This window comes from Kitasatospora sp. NPDC088160 (assembly GCF_044741445.1).
In the GTDB taxonomy this organism is placed as follows: Bacteria; Actinomycetota; Actinomycetes; order Streptomycetales; family Streptomycetaceae; genus Kitasatospora.
This window is the reverse complement of record NZ_JBIUSS010000015.1, coordinates 209,391-229,927: the sequence shown is the minus strand read 5'-3', so window position 1 is coordinate 229,927 and position 20,537 is coordinate 209,391. Positions and strand designations below refer to the sequence as shown.

Genomic DNA, 20,537 nt, shown 5'->3' with positions numbered 1-20,537 from the left:
ACCCGCCCCCGTCGGAAGCGGGCCGACCGCCCAGCCTGCCCACGCCCCGACCGGGACCCGTCAGCGCCCCGGCGTACGCCGCGCGGCCGCCCGGGCCGTCCACCGGCCCTCGTGCCGGCTGATCCGGATCGGGTGGCCGAAGGTCACGCTGATCAGCTCGGTGGTCATCACCTCGTCCACCGGCCCGGCCGCCACGCACTCCCCGTCCCGCAGCAGCAGGGCGTGGGTGGTGCTCTCCGGCAGCTCCTCCAGGTGGTGGGTGACCAGCACACTGGCCAGCTCCGGGTGCTGGTGGCGCAGCAGGTCCAGACTGTCCAGCAGCAGCTCGCGGGCGGTCAGGTCCAGCCCGGTGGCGGGCTCGTCGAGCAGCAGCAGGCGGGGGCTCGGCATCAGCGCGCGGGCGATCAGGGCCCGGCCGCGCTCGCCCTGGGACAGGGTGGTCCACGCCGACTCGGCGATCGCGCCCATGCCGAGCGTCTCGATCAGCTGCTCGGCCCGCTCCAGCACCTCGGGGCCGGGCTTGCGGTGCAACTCCGGCTCGATCGTGTTGGTGTGCCCGGTGAGCACCACCTCGCGCACGCTCAGCGGCGAGCGCAGCGGGTGCCGGGGGTTGACGTGTCCGAGGTGGGCGCGCAGCTCGCGGATGTCCACCCGGCCGAGCCGGCGGCCGAGCACGTCCACCTCGCCCCGGGTGGGGTGGGAGACCGCGCCGAGCAGGGCGAGCAGGGTCGACTTCCCGGCGCCGTTGGGGCCGAGCAGCGCCCAGTGCTCGCCCGGCTCGATGGCGAGGGTGATCCCGCGCAGCAGGTGGCGGCCGTCACGTACGACGTCCACGTCCTGGGTGCGCAGCAGCGGGCCGTCGAAGGACGGGACGGACGAGCTCATGGGGGCGGACCTCCGAGGTGCGGCGCCGGACAGGGCGCGGGCGAAGCGCCGTACCGGACGGGCCGGCGCCGACCGTCTGCGTGCAGAGTACAACCGTCACCGCACGCGGGTCCGGGCCGTCCGAGGAGTGGACGCTCCAGAACCCTGTCACCCTGCGGGAGTTGGGAGGATGATCTGGGCATTCGGAGGGGACGAGGGGAGCGCCGATGCCGACCGACGGGGAAGCGGCCGAGGACCGGGCGGCCGACACGCTGCACGGGCTGGTCGAACTGCGGGCCGGGCAGGCACCGCAGGCGGTGGCCGTCCGCTGCGGCGATGCCGAGCTGACGTACGGGGAACTGGACGCGCGGGCCGACGCCCTGGCCCGCCACCTGGCGGCGCGCGGCCTGGCCCCCGGCGGCCGGGCGGCGGTGGCCCTGGGCCGCGGCACGCAGGTGTACGTCGCGCTGCTCGCGGTGCTGAAGGCGGGCGCCGCGTACGTGCCGCTGGAGCCGAGCGCGCCGGACGCGCTGCTGCGGCACGTCCTGACCGACGCCGCCCCGGACCTGGTGGTGACCGAGGAGAGCCACCGGGTGCGGCTCGCCGACGCGGGCCCGGCGCGGATCGTCTGCCTGGACACGGCCGACCTCACCGAAGAGCCGTCCGACCCACCGGGGGCACCCGCCGGCCCGACGGACCTCGCCTGCGTCCTCTACACCTCGGGCTCCACCGGCCTGCCCGCCGGGGCCCTGGTCGAGCACCGCAACCTGCTGTCCGCGTACCGGGGTTGGCACGAGGTGTACGGGCTGTCCCCGGCGGACCGGATCCTGCAGACGTCGAGCCTGGAGTTCGACGTCTTCACCGCCGACTGGGTCCGCGCGCTGGGCTCCGGCGCCACCCTGGTGGTCGCCCCGCGCAACCTCACCCTGGACCGCCGGCGGTGACGGCCGCTCGGCGCTGACGACCTGCGCTGACGGCCTGCGCTGACGACCGGTCAGCGCAGCGCCTCGAACATCCCGGCCAGCCCGTGGTGCGCGGCCGTGAGCAGCGCCTGCGCGGCGTCCAGCGCCTCGGTGCTCGGCCCGGCGAGAGCGAGGCCGACGGCGGGCTCCGGGTCGTGGCCCGCCGTCGGGATCAGCGGCAGGAGGGTGACGTCGAGCCGGGCGCAGCGCGGCCGCAGCCGGTCGAGGTAGTCGTGCAGCGCGCCCGGGGCGAGCCGGGCGCCGAGCGGCATCGCGTCCAGGGTGCGGACGAGGTGGCCCGGGCCCCGCACCTGGTCGAGGCGGGCCCGCAGCATGAAGGCCACGGCCGGGCCGGTGAGCCGCAGGTTGATCTCGGTGGGGGCGAGCCGGCGCCGCCGGTCGGTGACGAAGTCCACGTCGTACCAGCCTCGGTAGCCCTCGGCGGCCAGCCGCTCCCCCACCGCGAGGGCGAACCGGCGGGCCGTCGCGGCGGCGCCCCGGGGCACCGCGTCGGGGCCGACGGTGACGCCCTGGTAGCGGGTGCCGGTGACGCGCATGTCGCCGGCGCCCACCGGGTGCACGGCTCCGTCGGGGCCGACCAGCGCGTCGTAGGTGAGGTCGCGCAGCCGGGCGGCCGGGCCCGGGTCGACGTGCTCCTCCAGCAGCAGGCCGCCCTGGGCGGGCAGGAGTTCGGAGCGGACCAGGCGCCGCAGCAGGGCCCGGCCGCCGCCGGCGGCGAACAGGTCGGCCGGCTCCACCACGACGGTGCCGTAGCCGCCGACGCCGTGCGGGCTCTTCAGCACGGTGGTCAGCCCCCGGGCGGCGCGGGCGGTCAGCCGGCGGGCCGCCCGGCCCCGGCCGGCCGGGCGTTCCTGCCGGGGGACGACGACGCCCGGGTGGTCGGGGGCGAGTTCGGCGAACAGGTCGTGGGCCGCCGCCTTGGACTCGTAGCGGTGCACCGCGGCCAGTTCGGGGCCCTCGCCCTGGGCGGCGGTGCGGCCCCAGGTGACCACCGGCCGGCCGAGGGCGGCGATCCGCGCGGCCAGGGCCGGCCGTTCGGCGAGCGCCCGGGCGACCGTCCGCTCGGGCGCGACGCCGCCGTGCACCTCGACCGGGCCCCACTCCAGCTCCCGGGCCAGCCAGTCGGTCCACTCCGGGCCGACCTCGGCGGGCAGCACCAGCAGTGCCGGTTCGGGGCTGTAGCAGGTGGCCAGGCAGGCGTAGTGGTGTGCCTGCCGCAGCCGTCGGGCGCGCTGGGCGGCGTCCATGCCCGGGGCGAAGAACTGTTCGTTGAAGTCCGCGACGTTGCCCACGTGGACAGCCGCCCGACCACCGGTCCAGGCCCCCACCCATCCGTCCATGGGGGCGAGCCTAGGGCCTCGTCAGGTCGTGCGTCATGCGTCGGAACGCGATCGGCCATATGCGGCACGGGTGTTGATTTCTGCTCACTTTTGATTTGAACAGGACACAACTTGGCAAAGATATGACCATTCCTCTAGCTCTACCTGACTGATCGCCGTCAATGTCGGTCGCAGCTCTTTTCCCTGCAGCTACCCCGACTGGAGTCCGAGTGAGCCCCACCTCCTCCTCCCGCCGCCCCCTCGCGGCCGGAGCCATCGCGGTCGTCGCCGCCCTCGTCGCCGTCGCCGTCCCCACCGGCACGGCCTCCGCCGCCCCCGGCATGCGCGAGGCCGCGATATCCCAGGCCCGCGCCAACGTCACCCACAACGCGGGGGTGTTCGGCTTCGGCGCCGGCCAGGACCTCGTGGTCAAGGACGTCGTCCTCGACGCCGACGGCACCCAGCACGTCCGCTTCGACCGCACCTACCAGGGCCTGCCGGTGGTCGGCGGTGACCTGGTCGTCCACCAGGACGCCCGCGGCCGGCTCAAGGACTCCTCCCGCGCGGCCGCCCACGACGCCGCCGTCGGATCCACCGTCCCGAAGGTGCCCGCGCAGGCCGGCGCCTCCGCCGCGCTCACGGCCGCGCCCGGCGTCCAGGACGCCACCAGCACGCCCGAACTGGTCGTCTGGGCCGCCGACGGCACGCCCCGGCTCGCCTGGCGCACCACCGTCGAGGGCACCGGCGAGCACGGCCAGCCGGCCGGCAAGGTGGTCGTCACCGACGCCACCACCGGCGAGCAGATCGAGACCTACGACGCCGAGCACCAGGCCTCCGGCACCGGCCACTCCGAGTACACCGGCGACATCACGATCGACACCACCGCCCAGAGCGGCGGCGGCTACACCCTCAAGGACTCGGTCCGCGGCCACGTCACCAAGGACGCCAACAACGTCGCGGCGAGCGCGCTCAAGGCCGGCTCCGGCACCGCGTTCACCAGCACCACCAACGTCTGGGGCGACGGGAAGAAGTTCTCCACCGACCGCTCCACCGCCGCCGTCGACGCCCACGCCAACACCGCCTGGACGTACGACTACTACAAGAACACCTTCGGCCGGAACGGCATCAAGAACGACGGCAAGGGCGCCACCGTCTTCGTCCACGTCGGCACCAACTGGGACAACGCCCAGTGGTCCGACAGCTGCTTCTGCATGATGACCGGCGACGGCGACGGCAGCACCGACCCCGAGCAGGTCGACCTCGACACCATGGGCCACGAGATGACCCACGGCGTCACCAGCGCCACCGCCAACCTGCGCTACAGCGGCGAGTCCGGCGGCCTCAACGAGTCCACCAGCGACATCTTCGGCACCATGGTGGAGTGGTACGCCAACAACAAGGTCGACACCCCCGACTACCTGTTCAGCGACCAGTCCACCCCGCCGTGGCTGCGCCGCTTCGACAAGCCCTCGCTCGACGGCCGGTCGGCGGACTGCTGGAGCAGCTCGGTCGGCAAGCTCGACGTGCACAACTCCTCGGGCGTCGGCAACCACTGGTTCTACCTGGCCAGCGAGGGCAGCGGCAGCAAGACCATCAACGGCTACACCTACAACAGCCCCACCTGCAACAACTCCACGGTGGCCGGCATCGGCAACCAGAAGGTCGCCAAGATCTGGTACCGCGCGCTGACCGTCTACATGACCTCCACCACCACCTACAAGGGCGCCCGCACCGCTTCCCTGAGCGCGGCCAAGGACCTGTACGGCCTCAACAGCACCGAGTACAAGGCCGTCGCGGCGGCCTGGAGCGGCGTCAACGTCAACTGACGCGCACGGTCCGGCGCGGCGGCCCAGGCGACCTGGGCCGCCGCGCCCCCGGACCTCGCGCCCCCGGACCCCGCTCAGCCGGACGGGGCGGGGGCGGTGCCGGTCAGCAGGGCCTCGCGGACGAGTTGGACGGGGTGCCAGGCGTGGCGCTCCGTCCCGTGGAAGATCTGCTGGCGGCAGGACGCGCCGGTGGCGACGATCACGGTGTCCTCGGGTTCGGCGTTGACGGCGGGGAAGAGCCGGTCGTTCCCCACCGTCATGGACACCTCGTAGTGCTCGCTCTCGAAACCGAAGGAGCCCGCCATCCCGCAGCAGCCGGCGTCCAGTTCGACCACCTCGACGCCGGGGATCCGGTTCAGCAGGGCGATGGTGGCGGCCGTACCGACCTCGGCCTTCTGGTGGCAGTGGCCGTGGTAGAGCAGTCGGCGACCGGCCGGCCAGGCCTCGGGGCTCAGGCGGAGGCGTCCGGCGTCGATCGCCTCGGTGAGCAGTTCCTCCACCTGCCGGACCCGGCCCGCGAGATCCTTGACCACCGGGTCGTCCGGGTGCAGGGCCAGGTGTTCGTCCCGCAGCGTCATCAGGCAGGACGGCTCGCAGCCGGTGACCGGTGAGTCCGGGGCCGCCGTCGCGGCGATGGCCCGGGCGAAGTCGGCCGACTGCCGCTTGGCGTCGTCCAGCAGTCCCTTGGACAGGCTCGCGCGACCGCAGCAGCCCTGCGCCGCCAGCCGGACCCGCCAGCCGGCCAGTTCCAGCAGTTCGACGGCGGCGCGGCCGATGGCCGGCTCGGTGAAGGTGGTGAAGGAGTCGGCCAGGAAGGTCACCTCACCGAGGGGGGCCGACGGGGCCGCGCCCTCGTGCTGCCGGAACCACCGCAGCAGGTTGTCCCGCGCGAAGGCCGGCAGCGGCCTGGCAGCGGTGATCCCCAACCTCCGTTCCAGCAGTCGGCGGACGAGCCGGCTGCGCCCCGGGAGGTTGGAGAGCGGCGCGGTGGCCGAGCCGAGCCGGTTGAGCAGGCGGATGGCGCCGAACACCCGGGATCTGAGCGGCACCCCGTGCAGGTCGTGGTGGTGGGAGAGGGTTTCGGCCTTGAGCGTGGCCATGTCGACGCCGAGCGGGCACTCGCTCTTGCACGCCTTGCACATCAGGCAGAGGTCGAGGATCCCGTGCAGGCGCTCGTCTCCCAGCGCCTGCCGGGGGTCCGGCTCGGAGAGCGCCTTCACCAGGGCGTTGGCGCGGCCGCGGGTGGAGTGCTCCTCCTCCCGGGTGGCCATGTAGGAGGGGCACATCGTGCCGGTGGCGCTCTTGCGGCACAGCCCGATGTTCATGCACCGGTCGGCCGCCCCGCGCATGCCGCCGAGGACCTCGAAGGCGAGCCGGGTGCGCAGTTCGGGCGCGGGCGGCAGGGCCCGGTCCCGCAGGTGGTCCGTCATCGCGGGGGCGTCGACGATCTTGCCGGGATTGAAGAGGTTCCGGGGGTCGAAGAGCCGCTTCGTACCGCGCATCGCCTCGTAGAGGTCCCGCCCGAAGAGCAGCGGATTGAACTCGCTGCGGGCCAGGCCGTCGCCGTGCTCGCTGGAGTTGACACCGCCGTACTCGGTGACCAGGTCCCGGATCTCCTCCGCGACCGCCCGCATGGTCGTCACCTGGGCGGGGTCGGTCAGGTCCACGAAGGGGCGGATGTGCAGGCAGCCGACCGAGCAGTGCCCGTAGAAGCCGGCCGACAGGCCGTGCCGGTCCAGCACCTCCTGGAAGCGGCGGGTGTAGTCGACGAGGTGGACCGGGTCGACGGCGGTGTCCTCGACGAAGGCGAGCGGACGGCGGGTGCCCTCGCCGGCGGCCATCAGCAGGCCCAGGCCGGCCGAGCGGACCTTGAGCAGGGCCTCCTGCTGCTTCGCGGTCACCGCGTGCAGGGTGTGGTAGCCGTGGCCGTGCCGGGCCCACCGGGCGGTGAGCCGCTGGAGCCGGCCGCGCAGTTCGCCCTCGTCGTCCCCGCTGAAGCTGACGAACAGCAGCGCCCCGGGATCGCCGGCCAGGATGCCGCCGAGCGGGGCGTACTCGATCTTCCGCCGGGAGAGTTCGAGGATCGTCCGGTCCATCAGCTCCACCGCGGCGGGTTCGCAGGCGAGGGCGTCCGCGGTCGCGTCGACGGCCCCGGCGACGGAGGTGAAGTGGCCGACGGCGATGACCGTGTGCGCGGGCCTGGGCACCAGGTCGACCAGGGCCCTGGTGGCGATGACGAGGGTGCCCTCCGAGCCGACGACGAACTTCGCGAGGTCGAAGGGGGCGTCCTCCGCGCCCTCGGCGCCCTCGCGGACGAGCCGTTCCAGGCGGTACCCGCCGGAGCGGCGCCAGAACTCCGGTGTTCCCTCGGCGATGGCCCGGGCGTTGGCCCGGACGATCCGCGGGAGTTCGCGGTAGACGGCACCTTCGAGGGTCGGCAGGGCGGCCCGCCGGCGGTGCTCCGCCGCGTCGACCGGGGCGAGGTGGGCCCGACTGGCGTCGGAGAGCACGACGTCGAGCTCCCGGACGTGGTCGATGGTCATCCCGTGGCGCAGCGACCCGCTGCCGCCCGAGTTGTTGCCGATCATGCCACCGATGGTGGCCCGGTTGGCGGTGGAGGTGTCGGGGCCGAACACCAGGCCCGACGGCGCCGCCGCGCGGTTCAGTTGGGCCTGGACGACGCCGGGTTCCACCAGGGCGGTACGGGCCTCGGGGTCCAGTTCCACGATGCGGTTCAGATGGCGGGACAGGTCCAGGACCAGCCCGGGCCCCACGGTCTGCCCCGCCAGGCTGGTGCCCGCGCCGCGCGGCACCAGCGGTACGCCGTGTTCGGCCGCCGCGGCGACCGCGGCCTGGACGTCGTCGGCGTGCCGGGGCAGGACCACGCCGACCGGGGTGATCGCGTACATGCTCGCGTCCCGGGAGTACAGGTGCCGGGTGTAGTCGTCGAAGCGGACCTCGCCGTCGAGGTCGCGGCGGAGCCGGTGCTCCAGCGCGCGGGTGTCGCCGTGGCGGGTGCCGCTCTCGGGTCGGGCGGCGCGCTCGGGGCCGCGGCCGGCCGTCGAGGCGTCGGAACTGCTCGCTGTCATGTCCGGTTGACTCCTGTGTCTGGGGGTGCCGGGGCGTTCACGGGCGGCGGAGCACGTCGAGCGCCGCACCGAGGCCGGCCGGGTCGATCGGCACCCCGGCGAGTTCCAGGCCCAGCTGCACCCCGGCGAGGGTGCCGATGAGGGTCAGGTCGTTGAGGTGGCCGAGGTGGCCGATCCGGAAGACCCGGCCGGCGAGCCTGCCCAGACCGGCGCCGAGCGACATGTCGAAGCGCTCCAGGACGAGTTCGCGGAACCGGTCGGCGTCGTGGCCCTCGGGCAGCAGGACCGCGGTGAGCGAGCCGGAGTACTCGCGTTCGTCCGCGCACAGGACCTCCAGGCCCCAGCCGTGGACGGCGGCCCGGGTGGCGGCGGCGTGCCGGGCGTGCCGGGCGTGGACGTTGTCGTGGCCCTCGGCGTCGAGGATCCGCAGGGCCTCGTCCAGGCCGTAGAGCAGGTTGATGGCGGGGGTGTAGGGGAAGGCGCCGTTCCGGTTCGCCTCGATGACCGGCGCCCAGCTCCAGAACGACTTGGGCAGCCCGGCGGTGCGCGAAGCGACCAGCGCCTTGCGGCTGACCGCGTTGAACCCCAGCCCGGGCGGCAGCATCAGGCCCTTCTGCGAGCCGGACACCGTGACGTCGACGCCCCACTCGTCGTGGCGGTAGTCGAGGCAGCCGAGCGAGGACACCGCGTCGACCAGCAGCAGCGCCGGGTGGCCCGCCCCGTCCAGGGCCCGGCGCAGTTCCGCGATCCGGCTGGTCACGCCGGTGGAGGTCTCGTTGTGGACGACGCACACCGCCTTGATCGTCCGGTCGGCGTCCTCGGCGAGTCGCTGCGCGAGCACCTCGGGATCGGCACCGTGGCGCCAGTCCCCGGGGACCAGGTCCACCTGGAGGCCGAGGTCCTGGGCCATCTCCCGCCAGAGCGCGGCGAACTGTCCGGTCTCGAAGCAGAGCACCCGGTCGCCGGGGCTGAGGGTGTTGACCAGGGCGGCCTCCCAGGCGCCGGTCCCCGAGGCGGGGTAGATCACGACCGGGCCCGAGGTGCCGAACACCGGCCCGATCGACTTGAGCAGACGCAGCGTCAGTGTCGCGAACTCGGGCCCCCGGTGGTCGGTCGTGGGCGCCGCGATCGCCCGCAGCACGGGGTCGGGGACGTTGGTGGGGCCCGGGATCTGGAGGAAGTGGCGGCCGGTACGGAAGGACATACGCGTCGAACCCCCTTAAGGGTTGTGCCGTCTGACGGCACGTCGTATCGTGGAGCGGCATAGTGGAGCGTAGGCGCCACCTTCGAAGGGGGTCAAGGATGCAGAACGTGCTCAACGCGCTGCGGGTACTGGAGGAGGTCGCCGCGCGCCAGCCGATCGGCGTCGCGGAGCTGGCGCGGGCCATGGACCTACCGAAGAGCTCCGTGCAGCGGGCGCTGCTCACCCTGCACACGGCGGGGTGGCTGCGCCAGGCCGGCGGGGCACCCACGCGGTGGCTGGTCACCGCCAAGGCGCTGCAGGTCGGCCGGCAGGCCACCGGCGAACTGGGCCTGCGCGACGCCGCCGTGCCGGTGATGGAGGAACTGCGCCGGCAGACCGGCGAAACGGTCCACCTGGCCGTGCCGGAGGGCGGCCGGGTGATCCTGGTGGAGCGGCTGGAGACCAGCCAGCCGGTGCGGATCGTCCTTCCGCTCGGGCAGGACCTGCCCGCCCACGCCTCCGCCAACGGCAAGGCGGTGCTCGCCGCGAGCCCCGCCGAGGCGCTGGAGAGCTATCTCGCCGAGGGGCTGGCCCGGTACACCGACACGACGATCGTCGAACCACGGCGGCTGCTGGACGAGTTGGCGGAGGTCCGGCGCCGGGGCTACGCGACCAACAGCGGCGAGTGGCGCTCCGACGTCTCGGCGGTCGCCGCGGCGGTCATCGGGGGCCTCGGGCTGCCGGTAGCGAGCATCAGCGTCAACGTCCCCGCCAGCCGGGCCACCGACGAGTCGCGGGCGGAGCACGGAGCCCTGGTCAACGCGGCGGCGAAGCGGCTCGGCGTCGTGCTCGGAGCGCGCGGGTGACGGCGAACTCGGCTTCCCCGAAGCCTTTCTGACGATGCGTCAGGATCGCCACTCCCGATCCTGAGCCCGCACCCCGCCCCCTTGACGGCGGTATCGGCACATCCCATGCTTGGCGCCTGATGGAACTCGGGTTCCATGATGCGAAAACGTGCGTGCGCCGATCGTCCGTACCCGGGTGGATCGAGCGTTCTCGCCGTCGCGGTCATCGCCGACTGGAGAAAGCGAGACCCACCCGTGTATCGCCAAGTCCCAGACCCGCTCGGACACCCCGCTCTCGCCGCCCTGCTCGCGGCGACCCCCCTCCTCGTCCTCCTGGTCCTGCTCGGCCTGGTGCGACTGAAATCGCACTGGGCCGCCCTCGCCGGGCTCGCCACCGCCTTCCTGATCGCCACCGCCGGCTACGGTATGCCGCTCGGCCAGGCCGCCGACGGCGCACTGGAGGGAGCCGCCTTCGGACTGTTCCCGATCGTGTGGATCATCCTCGGCGCGGTGTGGATCAACCGCCTCCAACGCGCCTCCGGACACTTCGACGTCATCGGAAGGACCTTCTCGTCCCTCTCCGGCGACATCCGGATCCAGGCCGTGCTGATCGCCTTCTGCTTCGGGGCGATGATCGAGTCCCTCTCGGGATTCGGCACCCCCATCGCGGTCACCTCGCTCATCCTGCTCGGCCTGGGACTGGACCCCCTGAAGGCCGCCGCCGTCGCGGCCTTCGCCAACACGGCGCCGGCGGCCTTCGGTTCGGTGGGCAATCCGATCCAGACCCTGGCCAAGGTCACCTCCCTCCCCGGGGCCGACCTCGGCGCCATGGTCGGCCGCCAGTCCGCCGTCATCGCGGCCCTGGTGCCGTTCGTCCTGCTGCTCCTCCTCGACGGGCGCCGGGGGCTCCGGGAGGTGTGGCCGGTGGCCCTGGCCGCCGGAACCGGCTTCGCCGTCGGCCAGTTCCTCTGCTCGAACTACCTCACCTACCAACTCACCGACCTGGTGGCCTCGCTCACCTCGCTCGCCTCGGTCATCGTGCTGCTCAGGATCCGGGCGCGACGGAACGGCCCCGCCGCCGAAACGCGGCCCCGCGTGGAGCGCGCCCCCCGCCGGGACACCCTGCTGGCCTTCCTCCCGTACGCGATCATCACCGCGCTGTTCGCCCTGGTGTCCTACGGCGGGCCCGTCGCCGGCTTCGTGAAGGACCAGGACGTCTCCTTCCCCTGGCCCGGGCTCCACGTGACCAGCCCGAGCGGCCGACCCGTGGCGGTCACCACCTTCGACTTCGGCTGGCTCGGCGCGGCCGGGACCCTGCTCCTCGCCACCGGCGTCCTGACCGCGCTCATCCTGCGGGTGCCGGTACGGCGGGCACTGCGCTGTTACCTGGACGCGCTGCACCAGATCCGCTGGGCGGCCCTGACCATCGCCTGCGTCCTCGCCCTCTCCTACCTGATGAACCTCTCCGGGATGGCCGTCTCCATCGGCACCTGGCTGGCGGGCCTCGGCGGTGCCTTCGCCCTGTTCTCCGGCTTCACCGGCTGGTTCGGCGTGGCCCTCACCGGATCCGACACCTCCTCCAACGCGCTCTTCGGTGCGATGCAGGTCTCCGCCGCCCAGCACATCGGACTGTCCCCCCTCCTGGCCGCCGCGACCACCAGCACCGGCGGCGTCCAGGGCAAGGCCGTCGCGATGCAGAACCTGGTCATCGCCGCCAGCGCGGTCGGGACGTACGGGCGGGAGGGGGAGGTCCTCCGCAAGATCATCGGCTGGAGCCTGGCCGTCCTGGCCGTCCTCTGCCTCCTCGCCTGGCTCCAGTCCACCCCGGTCCTCGGCTGGATGGTGCCGTGAACGAGTCGCCGCCGCGCCGACCGGGCCGGTCGGCGCGGTGGCCCGGCTCGGCGGATCGGCCCAGGCCAGGGGTCAGCCCAGGCCAGGGGTCAGCCCAGGCCAGGGGTCAGCCCAGCCAGGGGTCAGCCCAGGCGGCGGATCGGCTCGCCGGCCAGGTAGGCCGCGATGTCCTCGACCGCCTCGCCGTAGTAGCGGCGGTAGTTGTCGCGCGACACGTACCCCAGGTGCGGGGTGGCCAGCAGCCGGGGCGCGGTGCGCAGCGGGTGCTCGGCGGGCAGCGGCTCGACGTCGAAGACGTCCACGGCGGCGCCCGCGATCCGGCCCCCGGTGAGCGCGGCCAGCAGCGCGTCCTGGTCGACGATCGCCGCCCGGGAGGTGTTCACCAGGTACGCCTCGGGCTTCATCAGCGCGAGTTCGGCCTCGCCGAGCAGCCCCCGGGTGCGCTCGCCCAGGGCGAGGTGGATCGAGACGAAGTCGGCGCCGCTCAACAGCTCCTCCTTGCCGGCGGCCCGGCGCACGCCGACCTCGGCGGCCCGCTCGTCCGTGAGGTTCTGGCTCCAGGCCAGCACGTCCATGCCGAAGGCCAGTCCGACCCGGGCGACCAGGCCGCCGATCCTCCCCAGGCCCAGCAGCCCGAGCACCCGCCCGTGCAGGTCGGCGCCGACGGTGCTCTGCCAGGGACCGCCCTCGCGCAGCGCCGTGCTCTCCGGCACGATGCCGCGGGCCAGGCCGAGCAGCAGCGCCCAGGTCAGCTCGACCGGCGGGGTGGAGGAGCTGGCCGTCCCGCAGACCGTCACGCCGTGCGCCTCGGCGGCCGCGTAGTCGATCACCGAGTTCCGCATGCCCGAGGCGACCAGCAGCCTGAGCCTCGGCAGCCGGGCGAACAGCGAGGCCGGGAACGGCACCCGCTCGCGCAGGGTCACGACGAAGTCGAAGTCGGCCAGCACCGCGGCGAGTTCGTCCTCCGACCCGAAGTGCTCGGAGAAGGCGGTCACCGCCACCCGCTCGGAGACCGGCGACCAGTCGACGATGCTGGTGGCGACGCCCTGGAAGTCGTCGAGGACGGCGCAGCGAAGGGTCCGAAGTGTCATGCCCGCACTCTCCCAGACGCCGACCGGCGCCCGGCGTGCCAGGCCCGGTCCGAGCCGCGGGTCTGCGAGCTTGGCCCCGGGGGTGGACCACCGGCACCGGAGCACGGGGAGGCGCGCGATGGCCAAGCCCCGTCACGCCACGGCGGGCTGCCCGGTCGGCCTGGCCCTCGTCCCGGCGGCGAGCGCCAGGCCGAGCAGGCAGCCCGCCACCAGACCGGCGCCGTGGTTGTTCCGCAGCGCGCACAGGAACAGACCGGCCGCGGGGATGAGCAGCAGGTACCAGGTGCCCTTGAAGGTGAGGCCCAGGGTGTTCCCGCGCAGCAGGCAGGTGACGGCCAGGGCGCCGAGCAGGCCGCAGACGGCCACGGAGTCGCCGCCGCCGCGCGGCGACCAGCCGGCCAGGCTCACCACGTGGGCGAGGACGCCGCTGACGAGGAAGACGGCCAGGGTCCGCCACCACCCGAGGACCGACTCGGCGACGGCGCCGACCACGAGCAGGGCCGGCAGGTTCATCGCGATCTGCGTGATCCCGGAGGACTGCACCAGCAGGGCCGTCCCGGCCCGCCACCACTGCCCGTCGGACAGCGCTCCCGGCTGCCGCATCAGATCCTCGACCAGGGCGGGCACCGCGTACTGGAGCACGGCCATCACCGCCATCACCGCGAACAGTGTGAGGGTGGCGCGGGGCCGCCGCGCCAGGGCGGCCCGGACCACGGCGAGCACCTCGCCCGGCCCGGCGCCCGCCGGGGCTCCTGCTCCCGGGCCGGCTGCGGAGCCGACTCCCTGACCGACGTTGGAGCCGGCCAGTACCAGCGCCTGAAGTCCCACGCTGACCACCACGGCGGCGCTCGCGTACAACCCGATCTCGTGCGGCGACATCGCCGACCCCCATTCACCCGACCCTGGGCGCTCCCGCCCCGTCGACGCGCCCCATCATCCCGGTCGGGCGGGGCCCCGGACCAGGGAGGGTGATCATGGACTCGGCATGACGGTTGTCACAGTCCCGCCAGGTCCGCCGTCATCTCCGCCCCCGTGGATTCCCCGGGGATTCACACATTCCCGAATCGCTGGCGGTCGGGGCAGTGCAGTGGCGATCATGACGGCATGACCTCCGACACCACCCCCGCCGCCGTCACCGCTGCCGCCTCCGGCAGTTGGACGCTCGGCGACCGCACCGTCCACCGGATCGGCCTCGGCACGATGCGCCTGCCGCAGACCGGCCGGGCGCTCGTCCCCGACGCCGTACCGCGCGACCGCGAGCAGGCCGTCCGGGTGCTGCGGCGCGCCGTCGAACTGGGCGTCAACCACCTCGACACCGCCGCCTTCTACTTCTCCCCACTGCGCTCCGCCAACGAGCTGATCAACCGGGCGCTCGCGCCGTACGCCGACGACCTGGTGATCGCCACCAAGGTCGGCCCGGGCCGCGGGCTCGACGGCGAGTGGGTGGAGCACGCCCGCACCCCGGAGCGGCTGCGCGGCCAGGTCGAGGAGAACCTGCGCCAACTCGGCCGCGACCACCTCGACCTGGTGAACCTGCGGATCGTCGGCACCGACTCGATCGCCGAACGCTTCGGCGCCCTCGCCGAGTTGCGGCAGGCCGGGCTGATCCGCCACCTCGGCCTCTCCAACATCCACCCGCACCAGCTCGCCGAGGCACAGGCCGTGGCGCCCGTCGTGTGCGTGCAGAACCCGTACGGCATCGGCGCCTCGCCCGAACAGGACGCCGTGCTGCGGCTCTGCGGCGAGCAGGGCATCGCCTTCGTCCCGTTCTACGCGATCGCCGGAGCCGGGCGGGAGTCCGGCACGGGCGGAGCCGAACCCGCCCAGGTCCGGGCGGTGGCGCAGGCGCGCGGGGTCGGCCCGGCCCAGGTCCGCCTCGCCTGGACGCTCCACCAGGGCCCGCACGTCCTGGCCATCCCCGGCACCGGCGACCTGGCGCACCTGGAGGACAACATCGCCGCCGGGGCGCTGCGCCTCTCCCCGGAGGAGTTGGCACTGCTCCAGGAGGCGCACACGGGCTGATCCGGAACCGGGCAGGGCCGCGACGGCGTCGATCCGGGACGAACCCAGGATCACCGGCGAGCACGAGAGCACGCACGCCGACACGAACGAAGGAGTCCCGGAGCATGGCCGAGTCCGCCACCCGCTACCTCTACCTGACCCGCCACGGCGAGGCCGCGCCCGACGGCAGCGGGCTCACGGCCGACGGACGCCGACAGGCCGTCCTGCTCGGACGGCGGCTGGCGGACCGCCCCATCACAGCCGTGCACCACGGACCGCTGCCCCGGGCCGCGCAGAGCGCCCGGCTGATCGCCGAGCAGTTGGGCGGCGGGCGGCCGGGCGACGAGCCGTTGGGCGGCGGGCAGTTGGGCGGCGGCTGGCAGGCCGGCGCGGTCCCGACGGTCTGCGAGGAGGCCGGCGACTACGTGCCGTACGTCCCGGAGCGGCACGAACTGCCCGCCGACAGCGCCGACTACCTGCTGGACTTCCTCGCGCAGTCCACGGCGGAGGAGCGCGCCCGCGGCCCGGAGCTGGCGCGCCGGGCCGTCCAGCGGTTCACCGGTCCGGTGGCGGGCGGCGAGGACCGGCACGAACTGGTCGTCACCCACGCGTTCCTGATCGGCTGGCTGGTCCGGCACGCCCTCAGCGCCCCTGCCTGGCGCTGGCTCGGCCTCAACTCCTGCAACGCGGCGCTGACCGTCATCCGCTACACACCCGGCCGCCCCTCCTACGTGCTGCTCCACAACGACATGCGCCACCTGCCCGACGAGCTGTGCTGGACCGGCTTCCCGTCCGAGGCCCGGTGCTGAGGCCCGGCTTTGAGACGCGGTACTGAGGCCCGGTACTGAGGCCAGGCGCTGAGGCCCGTCGACAGGAATATGCAGACCGGTCTATTGTTTTCCGCATGGGAGTCAAGGGTGAGGAAACCCGGGCCCGGCTGATCGCCGGCACCCGGACGCTGATCGAGGCACAGGGCTACTTCGGGACCGGCCTCAACCAGATCGTGGCCGCGACGGGCGCACCGCGCGGCTCGCTCTACTTCCACTTCCCCGAGGGCAAGGACCAACTGGTCGCCGCCTCCCTAGTCCAGGCCGGACAGGAGGTCGAGGACCTGCTCGCCGCGCTGGCCGCCGAGGGCGCCGACAGCGGAGCGCTCACCGAGCGGCTCACCGAGGTCTTCGCCGAGCGACTGGCGGGCTCCGACTACACCAAGGGCTGCCCGATCGCGACCGTCGCCCTGGAGGTCGCCGGCACCAACGAGCCGCTGCGCGCCGTCTGCGCGGAGGTGTACGAGAGCTGGCAGCGCGTGCTGGCCGGCCGGCTGGAGGCCGAGGGCTTCCAGCCGGCCGAGGCCGCGACGGCGGCCGGGCAGGCACTGGCGCTGATGGAGGGCGCGGTCCTGCTCGCGTCGGTCCGGCGCAGCCGCGAGCCGCTGGACCACGCGCTGCACGCCGTCCGCCACCTGCTCGGCGCCAAGCCGGCCGCCCGCACCGCGTAGGGCGTCGCGGGGCGGAGCCGCCGCCGGCCGGTGCGCGGCTCCGCCCTTCCGACCCTCCCGATTCCTTGTGCCCGAATCTCCCGTGCCCGAAGTTTCCTCGCGCCCGAAAAATATGCAGACCGGTCTACAGATTCCAGCGTCAGGAGTTGCCCCATGCCGCCCCTCCCGCCATCGCCCCGCACCCTCGTCCTCGGCGCCACCGGCTTCCTCGGCCGCTGGCTCGTCCTCGAACTCCTCACCCGCGGCGAGCCCGTGGCCGCCGCCGTGCGCGGCCTCGGCCGCGACACCGAACTACGCCGCTGGCTGCGCACCCACGACGCCGACGACACCGCGCTGACCACCGTCGCCGCCGACCTCACCCGCCCCGGCCTCGGCCTCTCCCCCGAGGACGACGCCCGGCTCACCGAGGTCCGCGACGTCCACAACCTCGCCGCCCGCTACCAGTTCGGCCTCACCCGCGACCAGGCCGAACCCGCCAACGTCCACGGCGCACTGCACGCCCTCCACTGGTCCGCCACCCGGCCCCGGCTGCGCCGCCTGGTCCACCTCTCCGGCTACCGCGTCGGCCGCGACCCGCAGCCGCAGTACCCGCCCAGTCCCCGCGCCACCACCGCCGCCTACGCGCGCCTCGGCGCGTACGAGGCCTCCAAGCTGCTCGGCGACGCCGCCGTCCGGGTCACCGCACCCCGACTCGGCGTCCCGCTGACCACCGTCAACCCCAGCAGCGTCATCGGCCACTCGCGGACCGGCGAGGCCGGCCAGTACCTCGGCCTGGCCCAGCTCGTCCGCCAGTTGCACCGCGGCCGCCTGCCGCTGCTGCCCGGCACCCGCCGCACCTTCCTGCCCGTGGTCACCGTCGACCACCTGGCCCGCTTCCTCGCCGCCGTCCCCGCGCACGACAGCGCCACCACCCCCGCACCCGACGGCTCCGCCCTGATGGCCCACACCGTCCTCGACCCCGCCACCCCCGCGCTCCCGGACCTGATCACGCTCATCGCCGCCCACCTCGGCGTCCGCCCGCCCCGCGGCCTGGTCCCCGTCGCCATCGTCCGCCGCCTCCCCCGCGCCCTCACCGGCGCCGACCCGGAGACCCTCGGCTTCCTCTCCGAGGACCGCTACGACACCACCTCCGCCGACCGCCTCGCCACCGCCGCCGGCCTCGTCCACCCGCCCCTCGCCCCGGCCCTCCGGCGCTGGGCCGACCGGCTGGTCGCCGAGGACTTCGGCGCCCCGCCCCGGTGAACCACGGCGCGCCGTGCGGGTCCATGACGAGCGCGAAGCGGCCCGGCTGGCCGGTCGGCCGGCCAGCCGGTGGCGAACTGCCGCTGTCAGCCTTGGGGTGAGACTCCATCCGGAAGGCGCCCGTGAGCAGGATCCACCGTCAGCCCTCGTGCACCGGCAGGGTCCGGAGGAAGTCGTCGAGGAGCTCGTTGAAGGCGTCCGGGCGTTCCATGTTGGGGTAGTGGCCGGTGCCGTCAACCGTCGCCGTACGGCCGTCGGCGACGCTGCGGACGAGGCGTTCGGCCATGCCGAGGTGGTCGTCGGAGTCGATGCCGCCGTTGATGGCCAGCACCGGGACGCCGATCTTCGCCGCCCGCGCCCAGGTGTCGGTGACGGGCACCTGGTGGTCGGGTTCGGTGGGGGTGTGCTTGGCGAGGGTTCGCCGGGTCATGTCCTTCAACGTGCGCACGATGTCCGGGTCGACGTCGTCGAGGGTGCGGTGCGGGCCGGCCGCGAGCCGGGTGAACGCCGTGATCCAGCCTTCGAGGTCGCCCGCGGCCATGGCGCGGGCCTCCTCGGCCTCGATCTCGCCGAGCCACGGGTCCTTGAACTCGGGTTCGCTGGTGCCGACGCCGCTGACGACCAACGCCTCGACCACGTCCGGGTGTTCGAGCGCGGTGTCGACGGCGATGGCGCCGCCCATCGACAGCCCGACGAGGATCGCGGGGCCGGTGCCGAGGTGGCGCAGCAGGGCCGCGAGGTCGTCGGTGTGCCGGAACGGGCCGGTCGCGTTGGAGGATCCGCCGTGGCCGCGGGCGTCCGGCGCGATCACCCGGTAGTCGGCCGCGAAGGCGGCGATCTGGTCGCTCCACATGCGGTGGTCGAGCAGGCCGCCGTGCACCAGCACCAGGGGTCGGCCCGACCCGGTGTCACGGTAGGCGAGGTGGCTGCGGCCGTCGTCGAACGAGAACACGTCAGATGCGTCAGTCATGACAACCAAGTTGTCATCCCCCGCGAGGATTGGCAACCCAGGTGCCATGATGACGGGGTGACCGATACCGATGCCCCGCTCCCGCCCGACGTCCTCGCCCACCGGCTCATGGACGTGTTCGACCTGGTCGGCCCGCTGTACCGGCGGGTGCTCCGCAAGGTGGAACTCGCGGCTCCCATCGAGGGGCTGTCCGTCGGCGTGCGCGCCGTGCTGCTCCTGCTCGCGGAGCACGGGCCCATGACCGTCCCTCAGATGGGCCGCGCACAAGCGCTGAGCAGGCAGTTCGTGCAACGCATGGTCAACGACGCGGTAGCCCTGGACCTGGTCGAGATCACCCCGAACCCCGCCCACCAGCGGTCCTCGCTGATCCGGCTGACCGACCACGGCAGGGCCGCCGTCTCCGCCGCGAGCGCCCGCGAGCACGCCCTGCTCCGCCAGGTCGGCGGCGAGCTGACCGACGCCGACCTGACCGCCTGCGTACACGTCCTCACGCAGATGCTCGAACTCTTCGACAACGTCGACGTGAACTGACCCCCGTACCGCGTAGGCGCGGCCCGGACCGCAGGAGAGCGGCCTACCCGAAGACCAGGCTCGTCCAGCGGACGCCGGACCGGCCGTGCAGGTCGCCGCGTTCGGCGCGGTGGAGCAGTCGCAGGCCCCGGGCGGCGGCGAGCGCGACGGTCTCCTCGGGCGGGACGTCGAACATCCGGCGGCCCGGCGGGACGGGGCCGTGGCGCAGGGTCAGGGCGAGGCGCCCGCCCGGGGCCAGCAGCCGACCGAGGGCGGCCATCGCCAACGGCCGCTCGGCGGGGGCGAGATGCATCCAGACGGCGGTCAGCAGGACCAGGTCGAAGCGTTCGGCGCCGGCGCTCAGCCGCGGCAGCTCGGGCAGCGCGTCGGCGACCCAGCGCACGCCGGAGCCCACGTGCAACCGCTCGGCGACGGAACGGAGTTCGGCGGTCGGCTCGACGGCCACCACCGGATGGCCGAGGGCGGCGAGGGCGGCCGCGTCGCGCCCGGTGCCGGCCCCCACGTCGAGGACGGCGGCGGGCGGGGGCGGGTAGCTGTGCAGCAGGTCCGCGTGGACCTCGGCGAAGGTCACGCTCTCGTACTGGACGGCGAGTTCCTCCGCCGCCTCGGCGTAACCGGCGGTGCTCGAAAGCCCGTCCATCCCTTTCACGTCCTCCACCCCGTCCACCCCTTTCACGTCCTCCACCCCGCCCACCCCTTTCACGTCCTCCACCCCGCCCAACTCGTCCACCCCGATCATGCCTTCCGGTCCCGGACGACCACCGCGTCACCGGCCGCCGCCGCGTGGGCGAAGAAGTCCCGCAGCTCCCGCAGGTCGGCGACCACCCGGGACGCCCAGGTCTCGGACCACGGCGTCGGGTACCCGAGGCGCGCGACCGTCCGGGCCAGCACGGTGTCCTGCTGGCGCACGAGTTCGCCGAGCGCCGAGTCGCGCAGGAAGGTGAAGGCGTCCGCGACCTGCGCGGGGCTCAGCACCAGCGGATCGGTCTGCGCGGCGTCGGGTTCACGGCGCTCGCCGCCGTACACGGGCAGGCGGGCGGCCGGGTCGGGGTGCAGGCCGTTCTCGGTGAGGGCCAGTTCCATCAGCCGGGCGGTGCTCCGCACGCCCAGGAGGAGCCCGGCGGAGGCCAGCTGGTCGTAGCGGACGTCCTGCCGGTCGGGGACGAGCTCGCCGAGTTCCGCCGGCGAGCAGGTGTCGACCTCCTGGCCGGGCAGGCGGCGCCAGAAATGATCCACGCTCACCC

General features: G+C 73.9%; 18 protein-coding genes. 9 read left to right on the top strand and 9 right to left on the bottom strand.

Annotated elements, in window-relative coordinates; genetic code table 11:
* Nucleotides 1–60 precede the first annotated feature (60 nt).
* Nucleotides 61–885, bottom strand: coding sequence for an ATP-binding cassette domain-containing protein (locus ACIOGZ_RS24315; RefSeq protein ID WP_363589514.1), 825 nt, complete (start codon nucleotides 883–885; stop codon nucleotides 61–63).
* Between the two features lie 206 nt (nucleotides 886–1,091).
* Here ACIOGZ_RS24315 and ACIOGZ_RS24310 point away from each other — a divergent pair, with 206 nt between their 5' ends.
* Nucleotides 1,092–1,808: an AMP-binding protein gene (locus ACIOGZ_RS24310; RefSeq protein ID WP_363589512.1), complete on the top strand. Its 717-nt coding sequence runs from the start codon at nucleotides 1,092–1,094 to the stop codon at nucleotides 1,806–1,808.
* 50 nt (nucleotides 1,809–1,858) lie between these two features.
* On the opposite strand, the gene ACIOGZ_RS24305 is transcribed toward ACIOGZ_RS24310, so the two are convergent.
* Nucleotides 1,859–3,187 (bottom strand): hypothetical protein, encoded by a 1,329-nt coding sequence (locus ACIOGZ_RS24305; protein WP_400987224.1) that lies wholly within the window; start codon nucleotides 3,185–3,187, stop codon nucleotides 1,859–1,861.
* A gap of 209 nt (nucleotides 3,188–3,396) precedes the next feature.
* On the opposite strand from ACIOGZ_RS24305, the gene ACIOGZ_RS24300 reads away from it, so the two are divergent.
* Nucleotides 3,397–4,992, top strand: coding sequence for a M4 family metallopeptidase (locus tag ACIOGZ_RS24300; protein ID WP_363589508.1), 1,596 nt, complete (start codon nucleotides 3,397–3,399; stop codon nucleotides 4,990–4,992).
* A gap of 74 nt (nucleotides 4,993–5,066) precedes the next feature.
* On the opposite strand, the gene ACIOGZ_RS24295 is transcribed toward ACIOGZ_RS24300, so the two are convergent.
* Complete coding sequence (locus ACIOGZ_RS24295) at nucleotides 5,067–8,081, bottom strand: FAD-binding and (Fe-S)-binding domain-containing protein (RefSeq protein ID WP_400987222.1); 3,015 nt, start codon at nucleotides 8,079–8,081, stop codon at nucleotides 5,067–5,069.
* Between the two features lie 37 nt (nucleotides 8,082–8,118).
* Nucleotides 8,119–9,285 (bottom strand): pyridoxal-phosphate-dependent aminotransferase family protein, encoded by a 1,167-nt coding sequence (locus tag ACIOGZ_RS24290; RefSeq protein ID WP_400987221.1) that lies wholly within the window; start codon nucleotides 9,283–9,285, stop codon nucleotides 8,119–8,121.
* A 98-nt stretch (nucleotides 9,286–9,383) separates the two neighbouring features.
* On the opposite strand from ACIOGZ_RS24290, the gene ACIOGZ_RS24285 reads away from it, so the two are divergent.
* The gene (locus tag ACIOGZ_RS24285; RefSeq protein WP_363584854.1) at nucleotides 9,384–10,130 is read left to right on the top strand and encodes an IclR family transcriptional regulator; all 747 of its coding nucleotides are present in this window, start codon (nucleotides 9,384–9,386) and stop codon (nucleotides 10,128–10,130) included.
* Between the two features lie 234 nt (nucleotides 10,131–10,364).
* Nucleotides 10,365–11,960 carry an L-lactate permease gene (locus tag ACIOGZ_RS24280; RefSeq protein WP_400843448.1) on the top strand — a complete coding sequence of 532 codons (1,596 nt, stop codon included), beginning with the start codon at nucleotides 10,365–10,367 and terminating at the stop codon, nucleotides 11,958–11,960.
* A gap of 122 nt (nucleotides 11,961–12,082) precedes the next feature.
* Here ACIOGZ_RS24280 and ACIOGZ_RS24275 read toward each other — a convergent pair whose 3' ends face one another.
* Together ACIOGZ_RS24275 and ACIOGZ_RS24270 are read right to left on the bottom strand one after the other, a co-directional pair.
* Complete coding sequence (locus ACIOGZ_RS24275) at nucleotides 12,083–13,051, bottom strand: D-2-hydroxyacid dehydrogenase family protein (RefSeq protein WP_400987220.1); 969 nt, start codon at nucleotides 13,049–13,051, stop codon at nucleotides 12,083–12,085.
* A gap of 132 nt (nucleotides 13,052–13,183) precedes the next feature.
* Complete coding sequence (locus ACIOGZ_RS24270; protein WP_400987218.1) at nucleotides 13,184–13,930, bottom strand: rhomboid family intramembrane serine protease; 747 nt, start codon at nucleotides 13,928–13,930, stop codon at nucleotides 13,184–13,186.
* Between the two features lie 225 nt (nucleotides 13,931–14,155).
* On the opposite strand from ACIOGZ_RS24270, the gene ACIOGZ_RS24265 reads away from it, so the two are divergent.
* From ACIOGZ_RS24265 to ACIOGZ_RS24250, 4 genes are all read left to right on the top strand, one after another.
* Nucleotides 14,156–15,073: an aldo/keto reductase gene (locus ACIOGZ_RS24265; RefSeq protein ID WP_400987216.1), complete on the top strand. Its 918-nt coding sequence runs from the start codon at nucleotides 14,156–14,158 to the stop codon at nucleotides 15,071–15,073.
* 104 nt (nucleotides 15,074–15,177) lie between these two features.
* The gene (locus tag ACIOGZ_RS24260) at nucleotides 15,178–15,861 is read left to right on the top strand and encodes a histidine phosphatase family protein (RefSeq protein WP_400987214.1); all 684 of its coding nucleotides are present in this window, start codon (nucleotides 15,178–15,180) and stop codon (nucleotides 15,859–15,861) included.
* A 95-nt stretch (nucleotides 15,862–15,956) separates the two neighbouring features.
* Nucleotides 15,957–16,550, top strand: a complete 594-nt coding sequence (locus tag ACIOGZ_RS24255) for a TetR/AcrR family transcriptional regulator (RefSeq protein WP_363584842.1) — start codon at nucleotides 15,957–15,959, stop codon at nucleotides 16,548–16,550.
* A gap of 153 nt (nucleotides 16,551–16,703) precedes the next feature.
* Nucleotides 16,704–17,792, top strand: coding sequence for an SDR family oxidoreductase (locus ACIOGZ_RS24250; RefSeq protein WP_400987212.1), 1,089 nt, complete (start codon nucleotides 16,704–16,706; stop codon nucleotides 17,790–17,792).
* A 139-nt stretch (nucleotides 17,793–17,931) separates the two neighbouring features.
* Here ACIOGZ_RS24250 and ACIOGZ_RS24245 read toward each other — a convergent pair whose 3' ends face one another.
* Nucleotides 17,932–18,762, bottom strand: a complete 831-nt coding sequence (locus ACIOGZ_RS24245; protein ID WP_400987210.1) for an alpha/beta fold hydrolase — start codon at nucleotides 18,760–18,762, stop codon at nucleotides 17,932–17,934.
* Between the two features lie 57 nt (nucleotides 18,763–18,819).
* Here ACIOGZ_RS24245 and ACIOGZ_RS24240 point away from each other — a divergent pair, with 57 nt between their 5' ends.
* Nucleotides 18,820–19,293 (top strand): MarR family winged helix-turn-helix transcriptional regulator, encoded by a 474-nt coding sequence (locus ACIOGZ_RS24240; RefSeq protein WP_363584836.1) that lies wholly within the window; start codon nucleotides 18,820–18,822, stop codon nucleotides 19,291–19,293.
* 43 nt (nucleotides 19,294–19,336) lie between these two features.
* Here the strand turns inward: ACIOGZ_RS24240 and ACIOGZ_RS24235 are convergent, their stop codons facing one another.
* Entirely contained in the window at nucleotides 19,337–20,032 is a 696-nt protein-coding gene (locus tag ACIOGZ_RS24235; RefSeq protein ID WP_400987209.1) for a class I SAM-dependent methyltransferase, read from the bottom strand.
* Nucleotides 20,029–20,535, bottom strand: a complete 507-nt coding sequence (locus ACIOGZ_RS24230; RefSeq protein ID WP_400987207.1) for a hypothetical protein — start codon at nucleotides 20,533–20,535, stop codon at nucleotides 20,029–20,031. The genes ACIOGZ_RS24235 and ACIOGZ_RS24230 overlap by 4 nt, the downstream gene beginning before the upstream one ends.
* Nucleotides 20,536–20,537 lie beyond the last annotated feature (2 nt).